This window comes from Streptomyces sp. NPDC017676, assembly GCF_044329325.1.
Taxonomy (GTDB): domain Bacteria; phylum Actinomycetota; class Actinomycetes; order Streptomycetales; family Streptomycetaceae; genus Streptomyces.
The window spans coordinates 636,056-660,193 of sequence record NZ_JBIRJA010000001.1 but is presented as its reverse complement, the minus strand read 5'-3'; the positions used below and the strand labels follow the sequence as shown (position 1 = coordinate 660,193).

General features: G+C 72.7%; 20 protein-coding genes and 1 pseudogene. 12 read left to right on the top strand and 9 right to left on the bottom strand.

From position 1 onward, the window contains the following. Positions 1-34 precede the first annotated feature (34 nt). The 3 genes from ACH4LD_RS02920 (at position 35) to ACH4LD_RS02910 (ending at position 4,081) form a co-directional block, all read left to right on the top strand. Positions 35-715, top strand: coding sequence for a vancomycin high temperature exclusion protein (locus tag ACH4LD_RS02920; protein WP_398053387.1), 681 nt, complete (start codon positions 35-37; stop codon positions 713-715). A 103-nt stretch (positions 716-818) separates the two neighbouring features. Further along, positions 819-3,164 carry a molybdopterin oxidoreductase family protein gene (locus ACH4LD_RS02915; RefSeq protein ID WP_398053386.1) on the top strand — a complete coding sequence of 782 codons (2,346 nt, stop codon included), beginning with the start codon at positions 819-821 and terminating at the stop codon, positions 3,162-3,164. A gap of 56 nt (positions 3,165-3,220) precedes the next feature. Continuing rightward, positions 3,221-4,081 carry an arylamine N-acetyltransferase gene (locus tag ACH4LD_RS02910; protein WP_398053385.1) on the top strand — a complete coding sequence of 287 codons (861 nt, stop codon included), beginning with the start codon at positions 3,221-3,223 and terminating at the stop codon, positions 4,079-4,081. Between the two features lies 1 nt (position 4,082). Here the strand turns inward: ACH4LD_RS02910 and ACH4LD_RS02905 are convergent, their stop codons facing one another. Continuing rightward, positions 4,083-4,511, bottom strand: coding sequence for a gamma-glutamylcyclotransferase (locus ACH4LD_RS02905; RefSeq protein WP_398053384.1), 429 nt, complete (start codon positions 4,509-4,511; stop codon positions 4,083-4,085). A 150-nt stretch (positions 4,512-4,661) separates the two neighbouring features. Between ACH4LD_RS02905 and ACH4LD_RS02900 the strand changes: the two genes are divergently transcribed. From ACH4LD_RS02900 to ACH4LD_RS02890, 3 genes are all read left to right on the top strand, one after another. Beyond that, positions 4,662-6,311, top strand: coding sequence for a M4 family metallopeptidase (locus ACH4LD_RS02900; protein WP_398053383.1), 1,650 nt, complete (start codon positions 4,662-4,664; stop codon positions 6,309-6,311). A gap of 307 nt (positions 6,312-6,618) precedes the next feature. Beyond that, positions 6,619-7,128, top strand: a complete 510-nt coding sequence (locus tag ACH4LD_RS02895; protein ID WP_398053382.1) for a hypothetical protein — start codon at positions 6,619-6,621, stop codon at positions 7,126-7,128. 122 nt (positions 7,129-7,250) lie between these two features. Further along, complete coding sequence (locus tag ACH4LD_RS02890; protein ID WP_398053381.1) at positions 7,251-7,964, top strand: class F sortase; 714 nt, start codon at positions 7,251-7,253, stop codon at positions 7,962-7,964. 5 nt (positions 7,965-7,969) lie between these two features. Here the strand turns inward: ACH4LD_RS02890 and ACH4LD_RS02885 are convergent, their stop codons facing one another. Then, positions 7,970-8,317 (bottom strand): winged helix-turn-helix transcriptional regulator, encoded by a 348-nt coding sequence (locus ACH4LD_RS02885; protein WP_398053380.1) that lies wholly within the window; start codon positions 8,315-8,317, stop codon positions 7,970-7,972. A 98-nt stretch (positions 8,318-8,415) separates the two neighbouring features. Here ACH4LD_RS02885 and ACH4LD_RS02880 point away from each other — a divergent pair, with 98 nt between their 5' ends. The 4 genes from ACH4LD_RS02880 (at position 8,416) to nirD (ending at position 13,652) form a co-directional block, all read left to right on the top strand. After that, positions 8,416-9,303, top strand: a complete 888-nt coding sequence (locus ACH4LD_RS02880) for an NAD(P)-dependent oxidoreductase (protein WP_398053379.1) — start codon at positions 8,416-8,418, stop codon at positions 9,301-9,303. A gap of 177 nt (positions 9,304-9,480) precedes the next feature. After that, entirely contained in the window at positions 9,481-10,695 is a 1,215-nt protein-coding gene (locus ACH4LD_RS02875) for an NAD(P)/FAD-dependent oxidoreductase (RefSeq protein ID WP_398053378.1), read from the top strand. Further along, on the top strand, positions 10,696-13,305 hold the full coding sequence (gene nirB / locus ACH4LD_RS02870) for a nitrite reductase large subunit NirB (protein WP_398053377.1): 2,610 nt from the start codon (positions 10,696-10,698) through the stop codon (positions 13,303-13,305). It begins immediately after the preceding gene. After that, on the top strand, positions 13,302-13,652 hold the full coding sequence (gene nirD, locus ACH4LD_RS02865) for a nitrite reductase small subunit NirD (RefSeq protein ID WP_132783582.1): 351 nt from the start codon (positions 13,302-13,304) through the stop codon (positions 13,650-13,652). The genes nirB and nirD overlap by 4 nt, the downstream gene beginning before the upstream one ends. 37 nt (positions 13,653-13,689) lie before the next feature. Here the strand turns inward: nirD and ACH4LD_RS02860 are convergent, their stop codons facing one another. Beyond that, positions 13,690-14,673 carry an NADPH:quinone reductase gene (locus ACH4LD_RS02860; protein ID WP_398053376.1) on the bottom strand — a complete coding sequence of 328 codons (984 nt, stop codon included), beginning with the start codon at positions 14,671-14,673 and terminating at the stop codon, positions 13,690-13,692. A gap of 112 nt (positions 14,674-14,785) precedes the next feature. Here ACH4LD_RS02860 and ACH4LD_RS02855 point away from each other — a divergent pair, with 112 nt between their 5' ends. Both ACH4LD_RS02855 and ACH4LD_RS02850 read left to right on the top strand, forming a co-directional pair. Continuing rightward, complete coding sequence (locus ACH4LD_RS02855; protein WP_398053375.1) at positions 14,786-15,367, top strand: TetR/AcrR family transcriptional regulator; 582 nt, start codon at positions 14,786-14,788, stop codon at positions 15,365-15,367. Positions 15,368-15,478: 111 nt separating this feature from the next. Then, a complete protein-coding gene (locus tag ACH4LD_RS02850) occupies positions 15,479-16,246 on the top strand; it encodes an SDR family NAD(P)-dependent oxidoreductase (protein ID WP_398053374.1) in 768 nt (255 codons plus the stop codon). Positions 16,247-16,259: 13 nt separating this feature from the next. Here ACH4LD_RS02850 and ACH4LD_RS02845 read toward each other — a convergent pair whose 3' ends face one another. From ACH4LD_RS02845 to ACH4LD_RS02820, 6 genes and pseudogenes are all read right to left on the bottom strand, one after another. Continuing rightward, on the bottom strand, positions 16,260-17,093 hold the full coding sequence (locus ACH4LD_RS02845; RefSeq protein WP_398053373.1) for a carbohydrate ABC transporter permease: 834 nt from the start codon (positions 17,091-17,093) through the stop codon (positions 16,260-16,262). Next, positions 17,086-17,988, bottom strand: coding sequence for a carbohydrate ABC transporter permease (locus tag ACH4LD_RS02840; RefSeq protein ID WP_398053372.1), 903 nt, complete (start codon positions 17,986-17,988; stop codon positions 17,086-17,088). Before ACH4LD_RS02840 ends, ACH4LD_RS02845 begins: the two co-directional genes overlap by 8 nt. Beyond that, positions 17,985-19,232 (bottom strand): ABC transporter substrate-binding protein, encoded by a 1,248-nt coding sequence (locus tag ACH4LD_RS02835; RefSeq protein WP_398053371.1) that lies wholly within the window; start codon positions 19,230-19,232, stop codon positions 17,985-17,987. Before ACH4LD_RS02835 ends, ACH4LD_RS02840 begins: the two co-directional genes overlap by 4 nt. A 130-nt stretch (positions 19,233-19,362) precedes the next feature. Then, positions 19,363-19,497: pseudogene (locus tag ACH4LD_RS02830) on the bottom strand (DUF6415 family natural product biosynthesis protein); the annotation flags it as partial. 243 nt (positions 19,498-19,740) lie between these two features. Next, positions 19,741-22,461 carry a pyruvate, phosphate dikinase gene (gene ppdK / locus ACH4LD_RS02825; RefSeq protein WP_132783576.1) on the bottom strand — a complete coding sequence of 907 codons (2,721 nt, stop codon included), beginning with the start codon at positions 22,459-22,461 and terminating at the stop codon, positions 19,741-19,743. A gap of 418 nt (positions 22,462-22,879) precedes the next feature. Further along, the gene (locus ACH4LD_RS02820) at positions 22,880-24,100 is read right to left on the bottom strand and encodes an ROK family protein (protein WP_398053370.1); all 1,221 of its coding nucleotides are present in this window, start codon (positions 24,098-24,100) and stop codon (positions 22,880-22,882) included. Positions 24,101-24,138 lie beyond the last annotated feature (38 nt).

The window sequence follows — 24,138 nt, the reverse complement described above, 5'->3', positions numbered from 1 at the left end:
TCCTCCATGGTCGGGAGCGATCACAGGGGGCCGTATGAGGATCCGTCGACCGCGATGGCCGCGCACGCGGACCGGGCAGCGGCGGCTGGTGCAGGCCGTGGTGGCCGGGTGTGTGCTGGCGCTGCTGCCGTCCACCTGGCTGTACGTGTCGACGGCGGACCGGCTGCGGACGACGGCGGACGTGCCGCGCACCGAGGTGGCGGTGGTGTTCGGGGCGGGGCTGTGGAAGCACGGGGAGCCGTCGCCGTACCTCGCGCACCGGCTGGACGCGGCGGCCACGCTGTACCGGGCGGGGCGGATCGAGGTCGTGCTGGTCACCGGGGACAACAGCCGCGAGGACTACGACGAGCCCGACGCCATGCGCGCCTACCTCACGCGGCACGGGGTGCCGGACGCGCGGATCGTCAGCGACTACGCCGGGTTCGACACCTGGGACTCCTGCGTCCGGGCGAAGAAGATCTTCGGGGTGGACCGGGCGGTGCTGATCAGCCAGGGCTTCCACATCCGGCGGGCGGTGGCCCTGTGCGAGGCGGCGGGGGTGGCGTCGTACGGGGTCGGGGTGGACGCCGAGCACGACGCGACCTGGTACTACGGCGGGACGCGCGAGGTGTTCGCGGCGGGCAAGGCGGCCCTGGACGCCGTCTTCCAGCCGGATCCCACGTTCCTGGGGCGGAGGGAACCGGGGGTGGCGCGGGCGCTGGCCGCCGCGCGGTGACCGCGGCCTCACGGCCGGCCGGCCGGCGCGGGGAGGTCGCCGTGCCGGGCGTGTAACCGGAGGCGACCCGGGGCCGTAACACGGGCGACGCACGCTGGGCGGCATGGAGAACACCTCGACGCCCACCCACTGCCCGTACTGCGCCCTGCAGTGCGGGATGAACATCACGCCCTTGCCCCAGGGGGGCGTCGAGGTCACCGAGCGCGCGGACTTCCCCGTGAACCGGGGCGCGCTGTGCGGCAAGGGCCGTACGGCGGCCGAGGTGCTGTCACCCGCGGTACGGCTGACCGCGCCGCTGGTGCGCGACGGCGGCCGGCTGGTCGAGGCGAGCTGGCCCCAGGCGCTGGACCGGATCGCCGAGCGGCTCGGGGCGACGCGGGAGCGGTACGGCCCCGACGCGCTCGGGGTGTTCGGCGGGGGCGGGCTGACCAACGAGAAGGCGTACGCGCTCGGCAAGTTCGCCCGGGTGGTGCTGGGCACCTCGCAGATCGACTACAACGGCCGGTTCTGCATGTCGTCGGCGGCGGCGGCCGGCACGAGGGCGTTCGGTCTGGACCGGGGGCTGCCGTTCCCGCTGGAGGACGTCCCGAGGACCGGGTGTGTGGTCCTCGTCGGGTCCAACCTGGCGGAGACCATGCCGCCGTCGCTGCGGTTCTTCACGGAGCTCCGGGAGAACGGCGGCACGCTGATCGTCGTCGACCCGCGCCGGACGCGGACCGCCGAGCAGGCCGACCTGCACCTCGCCCCCCGGCCCGGCACCGATCTCGCCCTCGCCCTGGGCCTGCTGCACCTGGTGGTGGCCGAGGGACGCACGGACGAGGAGTACATCCGGGAGCGGACCACCGGATGGGAGGAGGCCCGGGCCGCGGCGATGGCGCACTGGCCGGAGTACGTGGAGCGGATCACCGGGGTGCCGGTGCCGCGACTCCGCGAGGCGGTGCGGATGTTCTGCGAGCCGGAGGCCGCGATGGTGCTGACCGCGCGCGGACCGGAGCAGCAGTCCAAGGGCACGGACACGGTGGGCGCCTGGATCAACCTGTGCCTGGCGACCGGCCGTGCGGGCCGCCCCTTCTCCGGGTACGGCTGTCTGACCGGGCAGGGCAACGGGCAGGGCGGACGTGAACACGGGCAGAAGGCCGACCAGTTGCCCGGCTACCGCAAGCTGGACGACCCGGCGGCGCGGCGGCACGTGGCCGGGGTGTGGGGCGTGGACCCGGACAGCCTGCCGGGTCCCGGGCGCAGCGCGTACGAACTCCTCGACGCCCTCGGCACGGACGTCCGGGCGCTGCTGCTGATGGGCTCCAACCCGGTGGTGTCGGCCCCGCGCGCGGCCCACATCGAGCGGCGCCTGCGCTCGCTGGACTTCCTCGCGGTGGCCGACGTCGTCCTGTCGGAGACGGCGGAGCTGGCGGACGTCGTGCTGCCGGTGACCCAGTGGGCGGAGGAGACGGGCACGACGACCAGCCTGGAGGGCCGTGTGCTGCTGCGCCGCCAGGCCGTCACTCCCCCGCCGGGCGTCCGCAGCGACCTGTACGTCCTGCACGAGCTGGCCGACCGTCTCGGGGTGGAGAAGGGCTTCCCGGCCGATCCGGAGGAGGTCTTCGAGGAACTCCGTCGCGCGAGCGCCGGCGGCCCGGCGGACTACTCGGGCATCACCTACCGCCGCCTGGCCGAGGAGAACGGCGTCTTCTGGCCGTGCCCGGAGGGTTCTGGTGGGGCGGAGGGTTCTGGTGGGGCTGACGGTCTTGTCGGGACTTCCTGTGGGACTGAAGGTTCCGGTGAGACTGAAGTTTCCGGTGGGACCGACGGTTCTGGTGAGACCGACGGTTCTGGTGGGGCCGAAGGTCCTCGTGGGACTGAGGCTTCCGAGGAGTCCGCGGGCACCGATGCGGCCGACGGAGAGGACGCTGCCTTGGACACGCTGCCCGACGACCCCGCCGCGGACACCGGCGCCACCCGCGCCCCCGCCGGCCACACCCACCCCGGCACCCCGCGCCTCTTCCTCGACCGTTTCGCCACCCCGGACGGCCGGGCCCGGTTCGTGCCCGTGGTGCACCGGGCCACGGCCGAGGAGCCGGACGCCGAGTACCCGCTGCTGCTGACCACCGGGCGGGTGGTGTCGCAGTACCAGTCGGGGGCGCAGACCCGGCGCGTGGCCGAGCTGAACGCGGCGGCCCCCGGACCGTTCGTGGAGCTGCACCCGCGGCTCGCGGCCCGGCTGGGGGCGGCCGACGGCGACCCGGTTGCGGTGGTGTCCCGGCGCGGCCGGGCCGTCGCGCCGGCACGGATCACCGGTGCCATCCGGCCGGACACCGTCTTCATGCCGTTCCACTGGCCGGGCGAGGGCCGCGCCAACACGCTCACCAACCCGGCCCTGGACCCGACGTCCCGGATGCCCGAGTTCAAGTCGTGCGCGGTGCGGGTGGAGGTCCTACGCCCAGCGCAGTAGCCGGGTCCGGTCCGCCGGACGCGGCACGGGCGGCGGGGCTCGCATAGGTTCGGGGTATGTCCCGAACCGACCTGACCGAGCAGAGCGAGGCGTACGACCTCGACGCCTATCTCGACCGCATCGGCTTCAAGGGCGAGCGGCGGGCCGACCTGGCCACCCTGCGCGGGGTGCACCTGGCGCACGCGCTGTCGCTGCCCTTCGAGAACCTGGACCCGGTGCGGGGCACGGCTCCCTCCCTCGCGCCCGCCGACCTGATGGCCAAGATGATCCACGGCCGGCGCGGCGGCTACTGCTACGAGCACAACATCCTGCTCCGGCTGGCGCTGGAGGCGCTCGGTTTCCGGGTGGCCCAGCTGGCCGGCCGGGTGGTGGTGGGCGCGCGGACGCCGGAGAGCCGGCCCCGGACGCACGCGATGCTCCGGGTCGAGGTGGCGGGCGAGCCGCTGCCGTACCTGGCGGACGTCGGCTTCGGCGCGCCCGGCGCGCTGCTGCTGCCGGTGCCGCTGGTGACCGGAACAGAGTTCGAGGGCGCCGGCCGCCGGCACCGGCTGGTGCGGCTGCCGCACGAGGGGCAGCTGGAGCTGTGGGAGTTGCAGGTCCACGACCCCCGGGGCGGCCCGGGCGAAGGGGCCTGGACCGGTCAGTACGCGTTCACCCAGGAGCCGTTCGCCGCGCCCGACCTGGAGGTGTTCAACTGGTTCGTCGGCACCCACCCCCGGTCCCCCTTCACCCGCCGCCCCTACTTGCAGCGCACCACCGCCGATCGCCATCTCTCCCTGGACGGCGCCCGGTTGACCGAGACGCTCGCCGACGGCACGGTGACCGGGCGCACGCTGACCGAGGAGGCGGAGGCGCGGCGCGTGGTGGAGGAGGAGTTCGGCATCGAGGTGCCCGAGGGGGTCACCCTGCTGCCCTGACTCAGCGGCGGGAGAGCCAGTCGCCGTCCGCGATGCGGGTGCCGGTGGCGCGCAGCCGGGCGGCGACGCGCGGGGCGGCCAGGTAGACCCAGGCCCTCACGGTGCCGCCTGCGGTGCGTACGGTGTCCCGGGCGAGGCGTTCGTAGAGGTTGCGGGGGTCGCCCGGTACGTACTCCTCCAGCCGGTCCAGGGCGGCCAGCAGTTCCTCGTACGCCTCGGGCCGGGCGGTCACCAGTTCCCCGCGCACGGTTCCGCCGGGCTCCTCGACGGCGTAGGGGTAGCCGGGTCCGTCGTACAGCACGGCGCCGGGGAGGCGGGCCGGTTCCTCGGCGAGGGTGCGGCCGCGCAGGTAGAGGTCGTGGTTGGCCTCGCCGGGGCGGAGCGTGCCGTAGACGAAGAAGGGCAGGGGGCGGGGGTCCTCGGCGATCACGGAAACGATTCTGGACCCTCGCCGGCTCCCCACACATCTCCCCGAAGATCCATGAACGCACTATGGACATGACATGTCATGCCCACTTAAATCTCGGTGACACGTCAGCGCCACCCCCACTCCCAGCCTGGCGCCTCCCCGAGGAGACAGATGAGCCGGATACGGCAGCATGTCCGAGGAACCCGTCGCACAGCCACCGCCGGTGTCGCCCTGACCACCGCGACCCTGCTGGCCGTCAGCCTCTCCCCCGCCGCCCACGCCGACGCCCGGCCGACCCGGGCCACCGCGGTCGAGAACGCGGCCTCGGCCCTCCTGGCCCACGCCGCGTCCCTGGGTCTGACCGCGCCCCAGGACACCAGCGTCCGGGACGTGGTCGTGGACAAGGACGGCACCCAGCACGTCCGCTACGACCGCACCTACCGTCAGATACCGGTGCTGGGCGGCGACTTCGTTGTCCACCTCGCCCCCGACGGCGCCTACCGCGGCGCCGACCGCGCCACCCGGCAGGCGATCTCCGTGCCCTCCGTCACCCCGCGGGTCTCCGGCCCCACGGCCGCCGGCCTCGCGGTGAGCGCCCTGCGCGCGGCCAACCCCGGCACGACGCTGAAGCAGGCCAAGGCCAAGCCGGTACTGGTGGTCGACGCCCTGCACGGCAGTCCGAAGCTGGCCTGGCGCACCGACGCGGCCGGCCTGGACTCACTCGGCAACCCCGTCGCCCGGACCGTGCTGACCGACGCGCGCACCGGCGCGCAGATCGACGCCTGGGACAGCATCGAGACGGCCACCGGCGACGGCAAGGGCCTCTACAGCGGCACGGTGCCGCTGGAGACGACCCAGTCGGGGACGTCGTACCAGCTCAAGGACCCGACGCGGGGCAACACCTACACCGGTGACGCCGAGGGCAAGACCGACCTGTGCATCTTCGGCATCTGCTTCAGCCGGGCCCCCGCGACCCTGTTCACGGACGCCGACAACCACTGGGGCTCCGGCACCACCGCGGACCGCGCCTCGGCCGCCGTCGACGCCCAGTACGGCACCAACGAGACCTGGGACTACTACAAGAACATCCACGGCCGCAACGGCATCGCGGGCGACGGCAAGGGCTCGTACAACCGCGTCCACTACGGCAGCAACTACAACAACGCCTTCTGGGACGACAGTTGCTTCTGCATGACCTACGGCGACGGTGACGGCACCACCTTCGGGCCGCTGGTCGCCCTGGACGTCGCCGGGCACGAGATGACCCACGGCGTGACGTCCAAGACCGCCGCGCTGACCTACTCGGGCGAGTCCGGCGGGCTGAACGAGGCCACCTCCGACATCCTCGGCACGATGGTGGAGTGGTACGCGAACAACTCCTCCGACACCGGTGACTACCTCATCGGCGAGAAGATCGTGAAGCCCGGCTTCGGCAAGGCGGCCCTGCGCTTCATGGACAAGCCGTCCAAGGACGGGAGTTCGGCGGACTACTGGAGTTCGTCGGTCGGGAACCTGGACGTCCACTACTCCTCGGGCGTCGCCAACCACTTCGCCTACCTGCTCGCCGAGGGCAGCGGCGCGAAGACCATCAACGGCGTCAGCTACGACTCGCCGACGTACAACGGCTCGACGGTCACCGGCATCGGCCGGGACAAGGTCGGCAAGATCTGGTACCGGGCGCTGACGGTCTACATGACCTCCTCGACCAACTACGCGGGCGCGCGCACGGCCACCCTCAACGCGGCCAAGGACCTCTACGGCGCGGGCAGCACCGAGTACAACGCGGTGGCCGCCGCCTGGAGCGCGGTCAACGTCAACTGAACCGGCGCGGCCTCCCCGGCCGGCCACCCCTGCCGCCGGCCGTCCCTGCCACCGGCCGCGGCTGACCCCGGCTGACGACGGGGTGCGGCCGGCGGGTGGGGGCCAATCGTGTGCTCTTCGTACCCGGCCCCTCACACGGCCCTGACCTGCCGGAACACGCTCCGGCTAGGCCGTGTGGGGGCCTTTCGCGCCACCCGTTCACCGCATTCCCGGCGCCGCCTCGGGAAGCGGATCCCCGCGACTGCGACTTACCTCGGTAGGGCAGGGGCGCACCCCTGGACGAGTCGGACAAGCCCTGGGGAGCACCATGCGACGCACTGCCCGTCTGCTGGCCGGTACCGCGCTCGCCGTGACCGCCGCGGCACCCGCCCACGCGGCCGGGACCGGCCGTCTGGACCTGTACCCGGCGACGGTGACACCCGGTGGCCAGGTCACCGTGAACACGGCCGCGTGCGGGGACACGGGGGCCGCGACCGGCGACGCGGGCGCAGTCGGTGCCGGAACGTTCATGCTGGCGCCCACCGCGCACGAGGGCGAGGCGATCGGACAGTTCCGGGTGCCGCCGGGCGCCCAGCCGGGGACGTACGAGATCGTCGCCCGGTGCGCCGAGGGCGACCGGCAGGTGGCGGGCGACCTGGTGGTGGCGTTGAGCGCGGTGCACCAGCAGGTGCTGCCGCGGGGAAGCGTGAAGACGGGGGTCGGCGGCGGACTCGGCACCGACCCCGTACAGACCGCGGCGGGTGTGGCGGCACTGGCCGTCGCCGCCGCGGGCGGTACCTGGCTCCTGCATCGCCGGGCGAGAGGCGACGGGATCTGACGGACACCCTCCGCTGTCCGTCCGCCGGTACCGCACATCCCGCCCCCTCCGGGTCCGACGCCCCTCGCGGCCCGGAGGGGGAAGGGGATTTCGGGGGCCCGCCCCCGGGAGAGGGGATTGGCATGGGCAAGGCCGCCGGGAACCGCGGGACCGGAAGCCGCGAGGCCGGGCACCGCACGGCCACCGGGCACCGCAGGACCGCCCGGCGCTCCAGGACCGCCCGGCTCGGCGACACCGCCATAGCCGCCGTCACCGTCGTGGCCCTCGGCTCGGGCGTGTGGCTGCTGGGCGGCGGCACCGGCCCGCACACCCCACCGCAGCCGTCCGCCGCAGAGGGCCGCCCCGACCCGGGCGGTGCGCGGGTCGGGGCGCCCGGTCTCGCGCCGTCCCCGCCCCTGCGCATCCGCATCCCCGCGATCCGGGTGGACGCGCCCCTCATGGGCCTGGCCCTCACCCGCTCCGGCAGCCTGGACGCGCCGCCCGCCAAGGAGAAGAACCTGGCCGGCTGGTACGAGGCCGGCACCACCCCCGGCGAGACGGGCACCGCGATCGTCGCCGGCCACGTCGACAACACCGAGGGCCCCGCCGTCTTCTACGACCTCGGCGCGCTCAAGCGGGGCGCCCGTGTCGAAGTGGACCGCCGGGACGGCTCCGTGGCCGTGTTCACCGTGGACGCGGTGGAGGTGTACTCGGCGCACGACTTCCCCGACGACAAGGTGTACGGCGCCGCCCCCCGCCCCGAACTCCGTGTCATCACCTGCGGCGGCGGCTACTCGAAGACCACCGGCTACCAGGGCAACGTGGTCGTCTTCGCCCACCTGACGGCAAGCCGCTGACCGCTTCAGCGCGGTGCCGGTGCCGCGTCCAGGACGTGTCTCCTGCCCCACGTGCCCAGAGGCTCCAGCGCCTCGTTCAGCTGGGTACCGCTCTCGGTCAACGAGTACTCGACACGCGGCGGCACCTCGTCGTACTCCTCGCGGTGCACGATGCCGTCGGCCTCCAGTCCGCGCAGCTGCGCGGCGAGCACCTTCTCCGTGACGCCCGGCAGCCGCCGGCGCAGCTCACCGAAGCGGCACGTGCCGCATTCGCCCAGCGCCCACAGGATCGACACCTTCCACTTGCCGTCGATGATGTCCATCGCCGCGTCGGTACCGCAGACGTACGCCCCCGGCCGCCGTCCCACCGGCATGGTGTTCCCCCTTCCGACCCGCACGCTTTCCCACCGGTAACCACCCACTCGCAAGTACGTACTTCTGCGCGGCGGTTCCATGGGTGAGCGTAGTCGCCATGACCGACACCTCCCTCTCCTCCGCGCCCCGTACTCCCCTGACCCTCCTCGGCACCGGTGCGATGGGCACCGCGCTCGGGCGGGCCTGGCTCGCCGCCGGGCATCCGCTGACCGTCTGGAACCGCACGCCCGCACGCACGGCCGCGCTGACCGCCGAGGGCGCGGTGGCGGCGGGGAGCGCGGCGGAGGCGGTGGCCGCGAACCGGCTCGTCGTGGCCTGTCTGCTGGACGACGACTCGGTGGGCACCGCGCTGGACTCCGCCGAGCTGGCCGGCCGTGACCTGGTGAACCTCACCACCGGCACCCCCGCCGACGCCCGGGAGCGCGCCGCCTGGGCCGAGAAGCGGGGCGCCCGGTTCCTGGACGGCGGGATCATGGCCGTACCGCCGATGATCGGCGCGCCCGGTGCCTTCGTGCTCTACAGCGGCCACCGCGAGCTGTTCGACGAGCACCGGGACACCCTCGCCGTCCCGGCCGGCACCGAGTACGTCGGGATCGACCCCGGCCTCGCCGCGCTGCACGACGTGGCGCTGCTGAGCGGGATGTACGGCATGTTCGCGGGCATCACGCACGCGTTCGCGCTGCTGCGCGGGACCGGCGTGGCGCCCGGGGACTTCGCCGCGCTGCTCGTGCCCTGGCTGAACGCGATGGCCGGCTCGGCACACCAGACGGCCGAACGGCTGGAGTCGGGCGACTACACCACCGGTGTGGTCTCCACTCTGGAGATGCAGGTGGCGGGCACGGACACGCTGCTGCGCACGGCCGGGGAGCAGGGCGTACGCCCGGACCTGCTCACCCCGTTCCTGGAGCTGATGCGCCGCCGCCTGGCCGACGGCCACGGCACGGAGGACACCACCGGCCTGGTGGACCTGCTGCGCACCCGCTGACCGCGGCCTCGCGACCGCCGGGCCGGCCCCCGGGTCCCCGGCGGCCCCGCCCTCACATCCCCTCTCCGCCCCCGGGTAACCCCCTCACACCCCCCGCCCCGGCCCGCTGAGGGCAGCGTTCCTCCCGGGAAACAGGCGTGATGCTGCCGGGTAACGTCGGGGCCGCACGCTCGGGACATGACCTCGAATACGCGTGTGGTGGTGATCGGCGCCGGCCTCGCGGGCGTGCGGCTCGCCCGGCGGCTCGGCGAGCTGGGCACGCCCGCGCTGCTCGTCGGCGAGGAGGAGCACGCGCCGTACAACCGGGTGCTGCTGGCCGAGGTACTGGCCGGCCGGTACGCCCCGGAGGTGATCACCCTCCCGCCGCCCGCCGGCCTGCTGCGCACCCGGGTCACCGGCATCGACCGGGCCGCCCGGACCCTCGCCTGCGCCGACGGCACGTCGATCCCATACGACGCGCTGGTGCTGGCCACCGGCTCCAACCCGGTGCTGCCCCCGCTGCGCGGCCTGTTCGGCCCCGACCACCAGCTCCCCGAGGGCGTCCACGCGTTCCGCACCATGGACGACTGCCTGGGCCTCGCCGAGGCCGTGCGGCCCGGCGTGCGGGCGGTCGTCATCGGCGGCGGGCTGCTCGGCGTCTCCGCGGCCCGCGCGCTCGCCGTCCGCGGCGCCCAGGTGGTGCTCGCGCAGCAGGCCGAGCGGCTCATGGAGCGCCAGCTCGACCCGGACGCCTCCCGGCTGGTGCTGCGGCACCTGACCGAGCTGGGCGTCGAGGTGCACACCGAGTGCCGGGTGCGGGACGTGCGCTGCGTCGCCGGCGCGGTCCGCTCGGTGGAGATGGCCGACGGGTACGCGCTCGACGCCGACCTCGTGGTCCTCGCCTGCGGTGTACGGCCCCGCACAGGTCTCGCCGAGCAGGCCGGCCTCGCCGTCCGCAAGGGCGTCCTCGTCGATGACGAGCTGCGCACCTCCGACCCGCACATCCACGCCATCGGCGACTGCGCCCAGCACGACGGCACGGTCTACGGCCTGGCCGCCCCGGCCCTGGAACAGGCCGACGCGCTCGCCGAGCTGCTGGCAGGCGACGCCCGTGCCCGCTACACCGGCACCCGCTCCCTGACCCGGCTGACCCTCACCGGTCCCGACTCCCCCTTCGACCTCGCCGCGTTCGGCGAGACCGAGCCCCGGCCGGGCGACGACGTCGTGCGGATCGCCGACGCCACCCGCGGCACCTACCGCAAGGTCGTCGTCCGCGACGACCGCCTGGTCGGCGGGGTCCTCGTCGGCGAACTCGGCACCGTCGGCGCGCTCGCCCGCGCCTGGGAGGGAGCCGAGCCGCTCCCCGACGACGGCCCCTTGCTCCACCTGCTCACCAACGATGGAGGCTCCTGAATGACCGCCACCCCGGGGGCCACCCCCACGATCGTGCTCGTCGGCCACGGCATGGTCGGCCAGCGCTTCCTCGAAGCGCTCGCCGAGCGCGGCCTGACCGCCACGCACCGCGTGGTCGTGCTGTGCGAGGAGCCGCGTCCGGCGTACGACCGCGTCCAGCTCACCTCGTACTTCTCCGGCAGGACGCCCGAGGACCTCTCCATGACCGACATGGAGTTCATCAAGGACCACGGCATCGAGCTGCACCTCGGCGACCCGGCGGAGACGATCGACCGCGAGGCGCGCACCGTGACCGCCCGCTCGGGTCTGGTCGTGGACTACGACGTCCTCGTGCTGGCCACCGGCTCCTACCCGTTCGTGCCGCCGGTGCCGAACAAGGACGCCACGGGCTGCTTCGTGTACCGGACCATCGAGGACCTGCTGGCGATCGAGGAGTACGCGAAGACCCGGGCGACGACGGGTGCCGTGGTCGGCGGGGGCCTGCTCGGCCTGGAGGCCGCCGGCGCGCTCAAGGGGCTCGGGATCGACGCGCACATCGTGGAGTTCGCGCCGCGGCTGATGCCGGTGCAGGTCGACGACGGCGGTGGCGCGGCCCTGCTGCGGACCATCCGGGACATGGGCCTGACCGTCCACACCGGTGTGGGCACCCAGGAGATCGTGACGGACGCGGACGGTGCCGTCACCGGCATGAAGCTGTCCGACGGCTCCGAACTCGCCACCGACATGGTGGTGTTCAGCGCCGGTGTCCGCCCCCGCGACCAGCTGGCCCGCGACGCGGGCCTGACGGTCGGCGAGCGCGGCGGCATCACGGTGGACGAGCAGTGCCGGACCGTCTCCGACCCGCACGTGTTCGCGATCGGCGAGTGCGCGCTGGCCGCCGACGGCCGGGTCTACGGCCTGGTGGCACCGGGCTACGAGCAGGCGGAGACGGCCGCCGCGACCATCGCGGCCGACGAGGCCTCCTTCACCGGTGCCGACCTGTCCACCAAGCTGAAGCTGCTCGGTGTGGACGTGGCCTCCTTCGGCGACGCGCACGGCACCACCGAGAACTGCCTGGACGTCGTCTACTCCGACTCCCGCGCGGGCCTGTACAAGAAGCTGGTCATCGGCGCGGACGGCACGCTGCTCGGCGGCATCCTGGTCGGCGACGCGGAGGCGTACGGCACCCTGCGCGCGCTCACCGGCTCGGTGCCGCCCGTCTCCCCCGAGTCGCTCGTCCTGCCCGCCGGAGCCGACTCCGGGGCGCAGCTCGGCCCGGCCGCGCTGCCGGACGACGCGATCATCTGCTCCTGCAACAACGTCCGCAAGGGCACGATCCGCGAGGCGGTCACCGAGCACAGGTGCACCACGGTGCCCGAGGTGAAGAAGTGCACCAAGGCCGGGACCACGTGCGGCAGTTGCGTGAAGGTGCTGGGCCAGCTGGTCGACGCCGAGCTGGAGGCGTCCGGCGTCGAGGTCGACAAGGGCCTGTGCGGCTGCTTCTCCCAGACCCGTGAGGAGCTGTACGAGATCGTCCTGGCCCTGCGCATCACGTCGTACCGGGAACTGCTGGACCGGTACGGCCGCGAGGGCGCCCGGGGCGGGGACGGCTGCGAGGTGTGCAAGCCGGCCGTCGGCTCGATCATCGCCTCCCTCGCCCCGGCGATCGGCGCGAGCGGCTACGTCCTGGACGGCGAGCAGGCCGCGCTCCAGGACACCAACGACCACTTCCTCGCCAACCTCCAGAAGAACGGCTCGTACTCGGTGGTGCCCCGCATCCCCGGCGGGGAGATCGCACCCGAGAAGCTGATCGTGATCGGCGAGATCGCCCGGGACTTCGGCCTCTACACGAAGATCACCGGTGGCCAGCGGATCGACATGTTCGGCGCCCGCGTCGAACAGCTCCCGCTGATCTGGGCCCGGCTGGTGGACGCCGGCTTCGAGTCCGGCCATGCCTACGGCAAGTCGCTGCGCACGGTGAAGTCCTGCGTGGGCTCCACCTGGTGCCGCTACGGCGTGCAGGACTCGGTCCGGATGGCGATCGACCTGGAGCTGCGCTACCGGGGCCTCAGGTCCCCGCACAAGCTGAAGTCGGCGGTGTCCGGGTGCGCCCGCGAGTGCGCCGAGGCCCAGTCCAAGGACTTCGGGGTGATCGCCACCTCGGGCGGCTGGAACCTGTACGTCGGCGGCAACGGCGGCGCCACCCCGCGCCACGCCGACCTGCTGGCCCAGGACCTGTCCGACGCCGAACTGGTCCGGCTGATCGACCGGTTCCTCATGTTCTACATCCGTACGGCCGACCGTCTGGAGCGCACCAGCACCTGGCTGGAGCGCATCCCGGGGGGCCTGGAGCACGTACGGGACGTGGTGGTGCACGACTCGCTCGGCATCTGCGACGAGCTGGAGCAGCTGATGCGGGCGCACGTCGCGCACTACCGCGACGAGTGGGCGGAGACGGTCAACGACCCCGAGAAGCTGGCCCGGTTCGTGTCCTTCGTGAACGCCCCGGACACCCCGGACCCGGTGGTCTCCTTCGTCCCCGAGCGCGACCAGATCAAGCCCGACCTGCCGCTGCTGAACATCGGCCTGCGGCCCGCCGACGACGTCCTGGAAGGAAGCGCCCAGCGATGACCCTGGCAGTTGAGACGACCGACCTGAAGGTCCAGCTCCAGCTCGCGGACGGCTGGTTCACGGTCTGCGACCTGAGCCTGCTGGTCCCGGGCCGCGGAGTGGCGGCCCTGCTGCCGGACGGCCGCCAGGTGGCCCTCTTCCGCGACCGCGCGGACCGGCTGTACGCCGTCGACAACCGCGACCCCTTCACCGGCGCGGCCGTCCTCTCCCGCGGCCTGACCGGCACCCACCAGGGCCGCCCCTTCGTGGCGTCCCCCCTGCTGAAGCAGCGCTTCGACCTGGTCACCGGTGAGTGCCTGGACGACGAGTCGGTGCGGGTGAGCGCGTACGAGGTGCGGGCGCTGTAGGGACGGGCGGGGTGCGGACCGGGCCGCGGGCCTCGGCTCAGGTCAGGTCCGTGCGCAGCACGACCCTGCGGCCCCGCAGCTCCCCGCTCTCCATCCGCGCGTGCGCCTCGGCGGCGGCGCCCAGCGGGAGCACCTCGACGCTCCGGGGGCGCAGCAGGCCCTGCTCCAGCAGGTCGTTGACGGCGGTCGCGGCGGCGGCGAGTTCGACGGTCGTCGCATGCGAGATGACGAAGCCCACGACGGAGCAGTCGTTCATGTACAGCGGTCCGGCGGGCAGCACGGGCCGGGTGCCGGCACCGGCGAGCAGCACCACCCGGCCGCGGCGGGCGAGCAGACCGACCGAGGTCTCCAGGTCGTTCACGCCCGCCGTGTCCACGTACACGTCGACACCGGCCGGCGCGGCCCGGCGGATCTTCCCGGTCAGCTCCGGGTCGCGGTAGTCGAACACCTCGGCCGCGCCCGCCCCGGCGCAGTACCCGGCGTCCCGCGCGCCGGCCGTGGCGAGGACCCGGGCCCCCGCCCGCGCCGCGAACGCCATCAGGGCGCTGCCCACGTTGCCCGCGGCGCCCGCGACCAGCACGGTCTCGCCCAGGCGCAGGCGGCCGTGGACGAACAGGGCGAGGTACGCGGTGGCGGCCGGGTGCAGCGCGGCCACGGCGAGGTCCGGGTCGACGCCGTCGGGCAAGGGGTAGAGCCGGTCGGCCGCCACCACCGCCTGCTCGGCGGCCGCGCCCTGCCGTCCCTCGTGCCCGAGGCTGTTGCACCACACGCGGTCGCCGGCCCGGAAGCCGGTCACGCCGGGTCCCGTCCCGGCGACCGTGCCCACCAGGTCACGGCCGACGACGAACGGGAAGTCCACGGCCGTGCGGAAGACCCCCGACCGGACGTAGGCGTCCACCGGGTCCACGGCGGTGGCGAGCACGTCCACCAGGGCGTCGGTCGGGCCGGGGCGGGGCGCGGGCAGCTCGCCGTACCGGATGACGTCCGGGGGACCGAGCTCCTGGATGTACGCGGCACGCATGGCCTTCCATGCTGCCACCGGTGGGCACAGGGCGCGCGGGCGCCTCCACGGGCGCGCCCCTTCACCGCTCGCTTTGTTGACCGATCGTTTCAGATACCCCTAGGCTGCCCGCATGGCCAGGACCAAGGAATTCGACCCCGACACGGCGCTCCAGTCAGCCCTGGAGCTGTTCTGGCGGCGCGGTTACGAGGCGACGTCGATGGCCGACCTGGTCGGGCACCTGGGCATCGGCAAGGCGAGTCTGTACGCCACCTTCGGCAGCAAGCACGAGCTGTACCTGCGGGCGCTGGACCGGTACGGGCAGACGCAGGACCCGGTGCTGACGCGCGAGCTGTCCCGGCCCGGCCCGGTGCTGCCGGCCGTGCGCGGGCTGGTCCGGCGGTTCGCCGCCGAGGCCGCCGGGGCGACCCGGGAGCAGGGCTGCCTGGTCACCAACACGGCGGTCGAACTGGCCCCGCACGACCGGGAGGCCGCCCGCCGGGTGGAGCGCAGCTGGGACACCGTCGAGACCCTGCTGCACTCCGCCCTCGTCCGGGCCCAGGCGCAGGGCGAGCTGGCCGGGGACCGCGACCCGCTGGCCCTCGCCCGCATGCTGCTGGTCCTGCTCCAGGGCCTGCGGGTGGTCGGCAAGGCCTCGGCGGACCCGGCCAGGGTCCGGGACGCGGCGGAGCAGGCCCTGGCACTGCTGGGCTGAGACCGCGCCCGCCGCCGACGAGCCGCTGGATTGAGACCCCCGCCCGCGGATCGCGGTTGTTCTCCTTCGCTCACAAACTGAACCGTTCGGTCAAGAAAAGGGAACCTCACCATGACGCACCGCTTCTCCGGCCGGACCGCCCTCGTCACCGGCGCCGGCTCCGGCATCGGCCGCGGGGTGGCCCTCGCCCTGGCCCGGGAGGGCGCCCGGGTCGTCGTCGCCGGCCGGCGCCCGGACCCGCTGCACGAGACCGTGGCGCTGATCGAGGCCGGGGGCGGCAAGAGCCTCGCCGTCACCGCCGACGTCTCCCACGCCGACGACCTGCGGGCCCTGGTGGACGCCGCCGTGGACCGGTTCGGCTCGCTGGACGTGGCCGTGAACAACGCCGGGGTGCTGGAGGGCCGGGGGCGGGCGGTGGGCGACCTGGCCGAGGAGGACTGGCGCCGCATGCTCGACATCAACGTCACCGGTGTCCTCCTCGCCCTCCAGGCCGAGATCGCGCGGATGCGGACCCAGCCGAACGGCGGCGCCATCGTGAACATCGCCTCCCGGATCGGCGTGCACAGCCGGCTGCCCGGCACCGCCGGCTACGCCGTCAGCAAGGCGGCCGTCTCCGTCCTCACCCGCGCCGCCGCCCTCGACCACATCGCCGACGGCGTGCGGATCAACGCCGTCAGCCCCGGCCCCACCGCCACGGACATGTCGTTCCGGAACGGGGAGACCGAGGCCGGCCGGGCCGCGCGCATGCGCACCGAGGTGCCGCTCGGCCGGGTCTCCACCGTCGAGGAGGTGGCCGCCGCCGTGCTGTACCTGGCCTCGGACGACGCGGCCTCCGTGGTCGGCACCGACCTGGTGGTCGACGGCGGCTCCACGGCCTGAGCCCCGGCTCCCGTCAGTCGATCCCGGACCGCTCCACCCCGGCCACGATCCACCGCTGGAAGCACAGGAACACCAGGAGCAACGGCAGGATCGACACGGCCGCCGCGACGAACAGCTCGTGCAGCCGTACCACCTGGGCGGTGGTGAACGAGGACACGGCCACCTGCACCGTCCAGGCGCTCTGGTCCTGCCCGATCACCAACGGCCACAGGAAGGAGTTCCACGCGCCGAGGAACACGATGGTCCCCACGGCCGCGAACACCGGACGGGCGTTGGGTACGACGACGAGCCAGTACGTCCGCCAGTACCCGAGCCCGTCCACCTGCGCCGCGTCCTCCAGCTCACGGGGGAAGCCGAGGAAGTACTGCCGGAAGACGAAGCAGGCGAAGGCCGGGAACAGGGTCGGCACGATCAGTCCGCGCAGCGTGGAGATCCAGCCCAGCGACGACACCAGCACGAAGCTGGGCACGAAGGTGACGGCCGCCGGGACCAGCAGGGTGCCCAGGATGGCGTAGAAGACCTTGTTCGCGTGGCGGTAGGGGATGCGGGCGAGGCCGTAGCCCGCGAGGGAGGCGAGGAACAGGGTGCCGAGGGTGGTGGCGACGGCGATCAGCGCGGAGTTGAGCAGGGACCGGGCGAAGGGCACGGACGGATCACCGAACAGTTCGCCGACGTTCTCCCACCGCACCTCGCGGGGGAAGAAGGTCCACTCGGGGGAGGTGATGTCCTTCTCACTGGCCAGCCCGTTGCGCACGAGCAGGTAGAAGGGGATCAGGAAGAGCAGGGCGAGCGCGATCAGCAGCACCAGCCGCAGCGCCCGCCCGGCCCGCACCAGGGCGTCATCCATCGGCGTCCGTCCTCCCCAGCCGGAGCCAGCGCGCCTGTCCCACCGTGACGACGGCGATGACCAGCGCGAGGATCACCGCGCCCGAGCTGCCGACCCCGAGGTTCTGCCCCTGTCCGAGGGCGGTGTAGTAGAGGTAGACCAACGGCGGCCGGGCGTACGGCGGATAGCCCCGGGCGTCGGACAGCAGGTTGTAGAACTCGTCGAAGGCCTGGAAGGCGCCCACGACGAGCAGCAGCACCACCGCGACCGAGGTGGCGCGGAGCTGGGGCAGGGTGATGTGCCGCAGCACCGTCCAGCCGGGCCGGGCCCCGTCCACGGCCGCCGCCTCGTACAGCGCCGGGTCGATCCGCTGGAGCCCGGCGAGGAACAGGATCATGTAGAACCCGGCCTGGAGCCACAGCCGTACGGTGACGATCACCAGCCAGTACCAGGGCGGGTCGGTGGTGGACAGCCATGCGACGGGATCGCCGCCGAACCACCCCAGCACGCTGTTGGCCAGCCCGAACCGGACCCCGTTGAAGAGGGACATCTTCCAGACGAGCGCGGCCACGACGTAACTGCACGCGGCCGGCAGGAAGAACACGGACCGGAAGAAGGCCCGGGCGGCCCTGAGGCGGTTGACCATAAGGGCGAGCGACAGGGAGAACACGTAGGTGACGGGCACGATGAAGGCGGTGAAGAGGAGGAACGTCTTCAGACTGTCCACGAAGGCCCGGTCCCGCAGCATGGCCGTGTAGTTGTCCAGCCCGACGAAGTGCGTGGGCGTGACCGTGTTGTGCGCGTCGAAGAAGCTGAGCGCCACGCTCCACAGCAGCGGGACGTACGTGAACAGCGCGAGCCCCAGCGCGAACGGCCCGACGAACACCCAGAACCAGAGCGCCCCGCGCCGCCTCACGACGTCTTCTTCACACGGTCGAGTTCGGCCGACACCTTCCGTACGACGGCCCGCAGTTCCCGTTCCGGAGCGGCCCCGTCCTTGATGATCCGGCTGAGCGCGTCCTGGTAGGCGGTCTGGCTCGCCGGGGTCCACAGCAGCGGCTGGGCGTAGCCGTGGTCGGTGGTGAAGCGGACGGCGTCGGCGGCGGGACCGTCCTTGAGCGCGGTGGCCTTCTCGGCGAGGGAGATCCGGGCGGGGATGTGGAACCCGTACGACAGGGCGAAGTCCTCCTGGAGGTCGGTGCGTTCGACCCAGAGCCACTTCACGTACTCCTTGGCGAGCTCCTTGTGCCGGCTGCGGGCGCTGACGGCGGCGCCGTACGCCCCGACGGGCACGGAAGGCCGCCCCTGACTCCCGTCCCGCGGGAAGGGCAGCACCCCGAAATCGTCACCGAGCTCCTTGCGGACCTGCGGCAGCGCCCACAGCCCGGTCCACTGCATCGCGGTCAGCCCCTGAACGAAGGCGGACGGGTCCGACCAGTCGCTGGGCGCGCCGAGGAGCAGGGACTTGTCGGCGTACAGCCGGTGCAGCTTGCCGAGGGTGCGGGCGGCGGCGGGATCGTCGAAGCCGACCTGGCCGTCGTCGCCGACGAGCTGGAATCCGGCCGCGTACAGGGGCGTCCCCCCGAGCACGCCCGCTCCCCCGTCGTTCCCGAGGAAGAGTCCCTTCACCTTGCCGCCGGTGAGCCGGTGCGCGGCGTCCACCAGGGCGTCGAGGGTGGTGGGCGGCTCGACACCGGCGTCGCTCAGCAGGCTCTTGCGGTAGTACAGCATCTGCATGTCGATGACCTGCGGAATGCCGTAGACCCTGCCGTCGTGGGTCTTCGGCGCGAGCACGGCCGGATTGAAGTCGTCCTTCACCTGCGCCACCAGCTCGGTGAGGTCGAGCACCTGCCCGCCGCGGATCTGGTCGAGGGTGGGTCCGTTGACCTCGAAGACATCGGGCCCGGAGTCGGTGAGCAGCGCGGCGGCGGTCTGCTGGTCGTAGTTCCCCGGCCGCCACTGCACCGACACGCGCGCCTTCTTGAAGCCGGCGGCGTACCGCTGCACGGCCCGCTCGGTGCCGGGCTCCCCGTACTGGTGGTACCACTGCGCCAGCTCCGGCCCCGAACCACCGCCGCCCCGCCCGGTGTTGCCCCCACAGGCCGTGAGCACCCCGACGCCCACCCCCGCGGCCAGCAGATCCCTACGCCTGATCGTCATCGTGCCCCCTGACGTCCGTCACCGATGCACGGCCCAACGATCAACCATGCGCCTCGATTACGTAAGGCGAGTTGCGGCCGTGTGTCGCCGGTACGGTCGTGGAAGGTGACGCCGGTGTGCGGTGCGCCTGTCAGCAGCGACGTCCAGCCAGGTCCTCGTACCGATCACAGAGCAGGTTCAACACGCGCGCCAGCCGCCGGGCATGCCCGATGGCTCCGCCGTATCTGCGACTGGGCCGCACCGCGAGCCTGCTGCGCGCCTCCCAGGCACAGGCCGGCGCGCTGTACCCCGCGACGCTACGTCGCCGTCTGGGGCGACCTTCCCGAGTGGCAGAGGGAGACCGACGCCGACATCTTCGAGGCCGTCGAGCAGAGCGGGTGACACGGGCGCACCGCACAGAGGGGCGACACCCCCCGCACTGGGATGTCGCCCCTCCTCTTTCGTGCGCCGGAGCCGCCGGCGATCGGTGAGGGTCGGGGACCGTCGGCGGCTCCGGGGACCGGGTGGGTCAGCGGTGGTCGCTGCCCGCCGACTGGGTGGCCGCGCGGCCCGCCTCCAGGCGGGCGACCGGGATGCGGAACGGGGAGCAGGAGACGTAGTCCAGGCCGGCCTCGTGGAAGAAGTGGACCGACTCCGGGTCACCGCCGTGCTCGCCGCAGACGCCGAGCTTGAGGTCGGGGCGGGTGCGACGGCCCGCTTCGGCCGCCGCCTTCACCAGGGAGCCGACGCCGTCCTTGTCGATCGTCTCGAACGGGCTGACGCCGAAGATGCCCTTCTCCAGGTACGCCGTGAAGAACGAGGCCTCCACGTCGTCCCGGCTGAAGCCCCACACCGTCTGCGTCAGGTCGTTCGTGCCGAAGGAGAAGAACTCCGCGGCCTCGGCGATCTGGCCGGCCGTGAGGGCTGCCCGCGGCAGCTCGATCATCGTGCCGATCGCCAGCTTCAGCTTCGTACCCGTCGCCGCCTCGACCTCGGCGACGACCTGGTCCGCCTCCTCGCGGACGATCTCCAGCTCCTGGACCGTACCGACGAGCGGGATCATGATCTCCGCGCGGGGGTCGCCCTTGGCCGCCTTGCGCTCGGCCGCCGCTTCCGCGATGGCGCGGACCTGCATGGTGAACAGGCCGGGGATGACCAGGCCCAGGCGTACGCCGCGCAGGCCCAGCATCGGGTTCTGCTCGTGCAGCCGGTGCACGGCCTGGAGCAGGCGCAGCTCGTTCTCGTGCGGTTCCTGGCGGGACTCCGCCAGGGCCACGCGGACGGAGAGTTCCGTGATGTCCGGGAGGAACTCGTGCAGCGGCGGGTCCAGGAGACGGATCGTCACCGGGAGGCCGTCCATCGCCTCGAAGAGTTCGACGAAGTCCTTCTTCTGCAGGGGCAGCAGGGCCTTCAGGGACGCCTCGCGCTCCTCCTCCGTGTCGGCCAGGATGAGGCGTTCGACCAGCTCACGGCGGTCGCCGAGGAACATGTGCTCCGTGCGGCACAGCCCGATGCCCTGGGCGCCGAAGCGGCGCGCGCGCAGCGCGTCCTCGGCGTTGTCCGCGTTGGCGCGCACCCGCAGGCGGCGCTTGCGGTCGGCGAAGGCCATCATGCGGTGCACCGCCTCGACCAGCTCGTCGGCGTCGTCGGCGCCCGGGTGCATGCGGCCCTCGAAGTACTCCACGACGGGAGAGGGGACGACCGGGACCTCGCCCAGGTAGACCTTGCCGGTCGAGCCGTCGATGGAGATCAGGTCGCCCTCCTCCACGACGTGTCCGCCGGGGACCGTCATACGGCGGCGCTTGGTGTCGACCTCCAGCTCCTCCGCGCCGCAGACACAGGTCTTGCCCATGCCGCGGGCGACCACGGCCGCGTGGGAGGTCTTGCCGCCGCGGGAGGTGAGGATGCCCTCGGCCGCGATCATGCCGTCCAGGTCGTCGGGGTTGGTCTCCCGGCGGACCAGGATCACCTTCTCGCCGGAGCGGGACCACTTCACCGCCGTGTACGAGTCGAAGACCGCCTTGCCGACCGCCGCGCCCGGTGAGGCCGCGATGCCCCGCGCGACCTGCTCGACCTTCGCCTCCTCGTCGAAGCGCGGGAACATCAGCTGGGCGAGCTGGGCGCCGGTGACGCGCTGGAGCGCCTCCGTCTCGTCGATGAGGCCCTGGTCCACGAGCTGGGTGGCGATGCGGAAGGCCGCGCCCGCCGTGCGCTTGCCGACGCGCGTCTGGAGCATCCAGAGCTGGCCGCGCTCGATGGTGAACTCGATGTCGCAGAGATCCTTGTAGTGGTTCTCCAGGGTCTCCATGATCCGCATGAGCTGGTCGTACGACTTCTTGTCGATCTGCTCCAGCTCGGCGAGCGGCACGGTGTTGCGGATGCCCGCGACCACGTCCTCGCCCTGGGCGTTCTGCAGGTAGTCGCCGTAGACGCCCTGGTGGCCGGAGGCCGGGTCGCGGGTGAAGGCGACACCGGTGCCGGAGTCGGGGCCCAGGTTGCCGAAGACCATCGAGCAGACGTTGACGGCCGTGCCCAGGTCGTGCGGGATGCGCTCCTGGCGGCGGTACAGCTTGGCGCGGTCGCCGTTCCAGGAGTCGAAGACCGCCTTGATGGCGAGGTCCATCTGCTCGCGCGGGTCCTGCGGGAAGTCCCGGCCGGCCTCCTTCTTGACGATCTTCTTGAAGGTGGTGACCAGCTTCTTCAGGTCCGCGGCCTCCAGGTCGGTGTCGACCGCTACCTTCTTGGCCGCCTTCGCCTTGTCCAGGGCCTCCTCGAAGAGGTCGCCGTCGACGCCGAGGACGGTCTTGCCGAACATCTGGATGAGGCGGCGGTAGGAGTCCCAGGCGAACCGCTCGTCGCCGGCCTGGGCCGCCAGGCCCTGCACCGACTTGTCCGACAGACCGATGTTCAGGACCGTGTCCATCATGCCGGGCATGGAGAACTTGGCCCCGGAGCGGACGGAGACCAGCAGCGGGTCGTCGGCCTGGCCGAGCTTCTTGCCCATCCTGGCTTCGAGGGCTTCGAGGTGCGCACTCACCTCGTCACGGAGTGCCGCGGGCTCCTCGCCGCTCTCCAGGTAGACCTTGCAGGCCTCCGTGGTGATCGTGAAGCCGGGAGGGACCGGGAGACCCAGGTTGGTCATCTCGGCGAGATTGGCACCCTTGCCGCCGAGCAGGTCCTTGAGGTCCTTGTTGCCCTCGGTGAAGTCGTAAACGAACTTCGCTGCCTGGGGTTCTTTGTTTTCCGACACGGGTCTCGACTCCTTGAGGCCACGGTGGCTGCCCTGATGGCGAGGAACATACCCAGATCGAAGGCGCCTGGGTACGTCCACTTGCGCGTCATGCGCCTGTAACCACTCGTCCGCCAGCGGATCGAAAGTCAAGGCTTGGCAAGCGAAGCCAGCCGTATGTTTTCACTTCTTGAAGGCAGCAGTGCCCACAGGTGCGGTTTTCTGCTCACATGAGCGGGCATCGGCACGACTGATTTCGATCGATGAACGATCAAGGGGTGGCACCGAGTGCCACCCCTTGAGGAAGTGCAGCCGTGCTTGATCCGCTCATCTGAGCGCTACCCTTATCAAGGGTGGCGAGAATCACGCTGCCACAGACCGCTCCGTTTCACCATGCGGACCGCTCGGCGGACGCCCGTCGGCAGCGGAAACACCGCCGTCACACACCCATCTCCGACAGCCGCTGCTCCGCCCGGTCCGGTGCGTACAGGTGCTCCACCACCAGCGCGCCGGCGCCGATCAGCCCGGCCCGGTCGCCGAGCCGCGAGGTGACGACGTCCAGGTGGGCCGTGGAGCGGGGCAGCGCCCGCTGGTAGAGCAGCTCGCGCACGCCGGTCAGGAAGGGCGTTCCGGCCAGGTCGCCCGCGATCATCAGCACGCCCGGGTTGAGCAGGGTCACGACCGTCGCCAGCACGTCCCCGACCTGCCGCCCGGCCTCCCGGGCCAGCGCGGCGGCCTCGGGGTGCCCGGCGGCCAGCAGCTCCCGCACGTCCGAACCGGAGGCGGCCTGCACCCCGGACGCGGCCAGCCGGCGGGCCACGGCACCGCCGCTCGCGACCGCCGCGAGACAGCCGTACGAGCCGCACCGGCACAGCGCGTCGGCGCCGACCCGGATGTGCCCGATGTCGCCCGCGCCGCCGTCGACGCCCCGGTAGATCGAGCCGTCCACGACCACCCCGGCCCCGATGCCCGTGGACACCTTGACCAGGACGAAGGCCCTGCAGTCGGGGTGTCCGGTGCGCTGTTCGCCGTACGCCATCAGATTGGCGTCGTTGTCGACCAGGACGGGGACCGCCGGGGCCCCGGAGTGGTCGGTGAGGGCGCGGGAGAGGCGCCCGCGTATGTCGTAGCCGTCCCAGCCCGGCATGATCGGCGGCTGGACCACCCGGCCGGTCTCGCTGTCCACCGGGCCCGGCACCGCCAGCCCGATCCCGCACACCTCCCCGGCCCGGTGCCCCGCCTTGGTCAGCAGGTCGGCGAACCAGTGGCCGAGTTCGCCCAGGACGGCGTCGGGGCCGTCCTCGACCACCAGCGTGCCGGCCTGCTCGGCGAGGATCTCGCCGGTCAGGGTGAGGACGGCCGCGCGGGCGTGCCGGGTGTCCAGGTCGGCGGCGAGGACCACCGCGTGGGAGTCGTCGAACTCCAGGGTGATGGAGGGGCGTCCGCCGAGCGGCGAGTCGACCGGGCCACCGGCGCCCTCACGCAGCCAGCCCGCCCGGAACAGCCGGTCCAGGCGCTGGCCGACGGTGGCCCGGGACAGTCCGGTCGCCTGCTGGAGCGCGCCGCGCGTCACGGCCCGTCCGCTGCGCACCAGTTCGAGCAGATCGCCGGCGCCCGCCTGGCTCCCGCTCTTGCCGGTCCTTCCCGGACGTCCGGTCATGCGCACCCCCTTGTGTTTCTCCAGTTTGCATTACATAT

Coding starts and splice junctions, on each gene's coding strand:
- ACH4LD_RS02885 (WP_398053380.1), bottom strand. CDS start 8,317: ATGCCGGTGGGACGGCGGCCGGGGGCGTACGTCTGCGGTACCGACGCG.
- nirB (WP_398053377.1), top strand. CDS start 10,696: ATGACCGCCACCCCGGGGGCCACCCCCACGATCGTGCTCGTCGGCCAC.
- ACH4LD_RS02910 (WP_398053385.1), top strand. CDS start 3,221: ATGTCCCGAACCGACCTGACCGAGCAGAGCGAGGCGTACGACCTCGAC.
- ACH4LD_RS02895 (WP_398053382.1), top strand. CDS start 6,619: ATGCGACGCACTGCCCGTCTGCTGGCCGGTACCGCGCTCGCCGTGACC.
- ACH4LD_RS02880 (WP_398053379.1), top strand. CDS start 8,416: ATGACCGACACCTCCCTCTCCTCCGCGCCCCGTACTCCCCTGACCCTC.
- ACH4LD_RS02855 (WP_398053375.1), top strand. CDS start 14,786: ATGGCCAGGACCAAGGAATTCGACCCCGACACGGCGCTCCAGTCAGCC.
- ACH4LD_RS02900 (WP_398053383.1), top strand. CDS start 4,662: ATGAGCCGGATACGGCAGCATGTCCGAGGAACCCGTCGCACAGCCACC.
- ACH4LD_RS02850 (WP_398053374.1), top strand. CDS start 15,479: ATGACGCACCGCTTCTCCGGCCGGACCGCCCTCGTCACCGGCGCCGGC.
- ACH4LD_RS02920 (WP_398053387.1), top strand. CDS start 35: ATGAGGATCCGTCGACCGCGATGGCCGCGCACGCGGACCGGGCAGCGG.
- ACH4LD_RS02875 (WP_398053378.1), top strand. CDS start 9,481: ATGACCTCGAATACGCGTGTGGTGGTGATCGGCGCCGGCCTCGCGGGC.
- ACH4LD_RS02860 (WP_398053376.1), bottom strand. CDS start 14,673: ATGCGTGCCGCGTACATCCAGGAGCTCGGTCCCCCGGACGTCATCCGG.
- nirD (WP_132783582.1), top strand. CDS start 13,302: ATGACCCTGGCAGTTGAGACGACCGACCTGAAGGTCCAGCTCCAGCTC.
- ACH4LD_RS02845 (WP_398053373.1), bottom strand. CDS start 17,093: ATGGATGACGCCCTGGTGCGGGCCGGGCGGGCGCTGCGGCTGGTGCTG.
- ACH4LD_RS02890 (WP_398053381.1), top strand. CDS start 7,251: ATGGGCAAGGCCGCCGGGAACCGCGGGACCGGAAGCCGCGAGGCCGGG.
- ACH4LD_RS02835 (WP_398053371.1), bottom strand. CDS start 19,232: ATGACGATCAGGCGTAGGGATCTGCTGGCCGCGGGGGTGGGCGTCGGG.
- ACH4LD_RS02915 (WP_398053386.1), top strand. CDS start 819: ATGGAGAACACCTCGACGCCCACCCACTGCCCGTACTGCGCCCTGCAG.
- ACH4LD_RS02820 (WP_398053370.1), bottom strand. CDS start 24,100: ATGACCGGACGTCCGGGAAGGACCGGCAAGAGCGGGAGCCAGGCGGGC.